Source organism: Collinsella sp. AF14-35, assembly GCF_003464565.1.
In the GTDB taxonomy this organism is placed as follows: Bacteria; Actinomycetota; Coriobacteriia; order Coriobacteriales; family Coriobacteriaceae; genus Collinsella.
Genome location: NZ_QRZD01000045.1, coordinates 1 through 3,004 on the forward strand (window position 1 = coordinate 1; position 3,004 = coordinate 3,004).

Here is a 3,004-nt window from a genome sequence, read left to right on the forward strand (position 1 = left end):
CGCTCCCGTTCTGGAGCATGACCGCGAAGCTGCCGGATGCGCACCTGCTGAGCGTAAACATCTCGGGCGGCTCGGCTCCGCTGCAGCTTGGAAGCAAGGCAGGGGCGATCCAGGCCGATTTGGGCGCCCTGCTCTCGGTGGCGCGGGCAGGTGGCGAGTAACGCGGAGCGGTAGACGCGCAATGAGGTTTTAGTCGCAGCCTCCGAACGAGAGGGCTCGGAGGCTGGTATTCCTGAATCGCAGGTCACGATGGGTTATCGGAATCGCGAAGAGCGGATACCGCCAGTAAGCCCCCTTCGGAATAGGCGTTGAGCAGCTCCTGGGCATGGGCGAACTCGGGGCCTCGTCTCCAGCCGAGCAGGCGGTTGACGGCCAGATTGCCCTGGACGTTGTGGACGAAGAGCAGGAAGGCGTCTTCGCGTGAAAGCCCTGTTTTCTCCATGACCCAGGGAACCATCTGCTCCGCTCCGCGTTCTATGACGCGCCGGGCTACGCGAGCGTATGAGTCGCTGTCCGAATAAAGCAGGCGATAATCGTCGTCTGCCGGCGGACGCTGGCAAAGCGTTGCCGATTCAACCCCCTCAAGCGGGGGAGCCGCTGCCAATGCCTCGTCGATAAGCGCATCGAGCAGCGCGTACTTATCCTCGCAATGCAGATAGAACGTTCCCCGGTTGATCTCGGCGCGGCGGCAGATGTCCGCCACCGTCATCTTCGCGAAGCCGACCTCGGCCAGCAGCGCGAAGAACGCCTCCTGTATGACCGAGAGGGTGTAGCGCCGCCGGCGGTCGATCTTGGTTTCTCCCATCGCCTCTCCAATCTGAGTCGTTTGACAATGTCCAGTAGCTGTTCGTTTATCGACAGGTGCACGCGTTTGTTCATTGCCCCTGCGAAAATCAACAAGGATACTGTTTATAGACACCTGTTTTTTATAGCTGAAAGGAAGCACGGATGACCCTGTGCGAGAAACTCGGCATCGGGCTTGTCAGCCGATCGTTTTCCCATCGGGCCGTCTATCGAAACGGCGGCACGTCATACGATTTGAGCGATTGCGAGCCTGCTGCTTGCAAGCAAGATATCGAGGCTTTTGCCCGCAAGGTGGGGAAGGCTGATTGCGTGTTTACGGGAGAGGCAGGTAGGCAGGCGTTATGAGCATCTGCATCAAAAATCAGATTCAGAATATGAATATCGTCATCGGCTGCACGGTGGGGTGTCCATATTGCTATGCCCGTAACAATGTGAAACGTTGGCATATGATTGACGACTTCGCTGATCCTGCGTTCTTCCCGAGCAAGCTCAAGATGATGGAAAAGAAACGCCCGCAGAACTTTCTCCTTACCGGCATGAGCGATCTCTCCGGGTGGAAGCTGGAATGGCGAGACGAGGTATTTGCAAAGATCCATGAGAATCCACAGCATCAGTTCCTGTTCCTGACCAAGAGACCCGATTTGCTGGATTTAGATACCGACCTGGAAAACGCATGGTTCGGCGTTACGGTGACGAGGAAAGCGGAGCTGTGGCGTATCGACGCCCTTCGGAAAAACGTCAAAGCAAATCACTTCTTCGTTACTTTTGAGCCGCTATTCGACGATCCCGGTACGGTCGACCTTTCCGGAATCAACTGGATCGTCGTCGGTACCATGACCGGGGCGCAGAGCAGGAAGGTTCATACGGAACCGGAGTGGGCATGGTCTTTGACGGACCAGGCGCACGCGCTTGGCATTCCAATGTTTATGAAGGAAGACCTCGTCTCTGTCATAGGGGACGAAAACATGATTCAGGAATTGCCGGAAGAATTCGAAAGAGTGCTGGAGGTGCAGAGAACATGGCGGAAGTGATCGATGGAATCCTCATCAATGAGGTGGAAGCAAAGAACATCATGACCAAGTCCAGCCTGCCGGTAGGCGGCTACTCGGTCAATCCCTATGTAGGCTGCACGCATGCCTGCAAGTATTGCTATGCCTCCTTTATGAAGCGCTTTACCGGACACAAGGAGGAATGGGGCACCTTTCTTGATGTGAAGCATTGGCCGGAAATCAAGAATCCGAAGAAATACGCTGGACAGCGGGTGGTTATCGGTTCTGTGACGGATGGCTACAATCCACAGGAGGAGCGATTCGGGAATACCAGGAAACTCCTGGAGCAGCTGATTGGCAGCGATGCAGATATTCTGATCTGCACAAAGTCCGATCTTGTGGTACGGGATATCGATCTGCTGAAGAGGCTTGGACGAGTGACCGTTTCATGGTCGATCAACACGCTGGATGAGAACTTCAAGAACGATATGGACTCCGCGTCGAGCATCGAGCGTCGTATCGCTGCTATGAAGCAGGTGTATGACGAAGGTATCCGTACGGTCTGCTTCGTGTCCCCGGTATTTCCCGGCATCACGGATTTTGAGATGATTTTTGAGCGAGTAAAAGATCGGTGCGATTTGTTTTGGCTCGAAAATCTCAATCTTCGGGGTGGTTTCAAAAAAGCGATCCTGGATTATATCGCCGAGAAACATCCCAATCTCGTACCGCTTTACGATGAGATCTATAACAAGCGCAACCGTAGCTATTTTGAAGCGCTTGAAGTAAAAGCCGAGGAAATGGCCAAGAAGTACGATTGCCCCTTTGTGGACAACGAAATGCCTTATGGCAGAGTCCCCCAGGGGCATCCGGTGATCGTGGACTACTTCTATCACGAGGAAGTCCGAGGGTCGGATAATAGCGGAAAAGAAATCGTTAAACGGAAACCGACGACGATTCGCTCGAGCGATTAGCGTCCACGCGTGGCTTCTGCCGATTGGCGCAACGGGCGACGGATTAAGGGATCGCTCGGGCGGATGATCCCGCTGCAGTACAGGCGGTCGCTCAATTTAGCGGCATGAGCGTTTTCGCACGGAAAACCAGTATCCCCTGTGCCGAGTTTAATCGTAGCGAATACAATGGGCACTGAGCATCAATCGAAAGTAGTCAAGAGCCTTTTCGACGGCTTCTACCACCTCTACCCCAGCCTCGAG

4 protein-coding genes are annotated in these 3,004 nt (G+C 54.6%); 3 read left to right on the forward strand and 1 reads right to left on the reverse strand.

The window, feature by feature from the left end:
* Positions 1–244 precede the first annotated feature (244 nt).
* On the reverse strand, positions 245–805 hold the full coding sequence (locus DWW12_RS09555; RefSeq protein ID WP_117855824.1) for a TetR/AcrR family transcriptional regulator: 561 nt from the start codon (positions 803–805) through the stop codon (positions 245–247).
* A 143-nt stretch (positions 806–948) separates the two neighbouring features.
* Between DWW12_RS09555 and DWW12_RS09560 the strand changes: the two genes are divergently transcribed.
* Genes DWW12_RS09560 through DWW12_RS09570 form a run of 3 tightly spaced genes read left to right on the forward strand, consistent with a single transcriptional unit; the run spans position 949 to position 2,764 of the window.
* Positions 949–1,149, forward strand: a complete 201-nt coding sequence (locus DWW12_RS09560; protein WP_055252679.1) for a hypothetical protein — start codon at positions 949–951, stop codon at positions 1,147–1,149.
* Positions 1,146–1,835: a radical SAM mobile pair protein A gene (locus tag DWW12_RS09565; protein WP_055252677.1), complete on the forward strand. Its 690-nt coding sequence runs from the start codon at positions 1,146–1,148 to the stop codon at positions 1,833–1,835. Before DWW12_RS09560 ends, DWW12_RS09565 begins: the two co-directional genes overlap by 4 nt.
* A complete protein-coding gene (locus DWW12_RS09570; protein ID WP_117855825.1) occupies positions 1,823–2,764 on the forward strand; it encodes a radical SAM mobile pair protein B in 942 nt (313 codons plus the stop codon). The genes DWW12_RS09565 and DWW12_RS09570 overlap by 13 nt, the downstream gene beginning before the upstream one ends.
* The last annotated feature ends 240 nt before the right edge of the window (positions 2,765–3,004 follow it).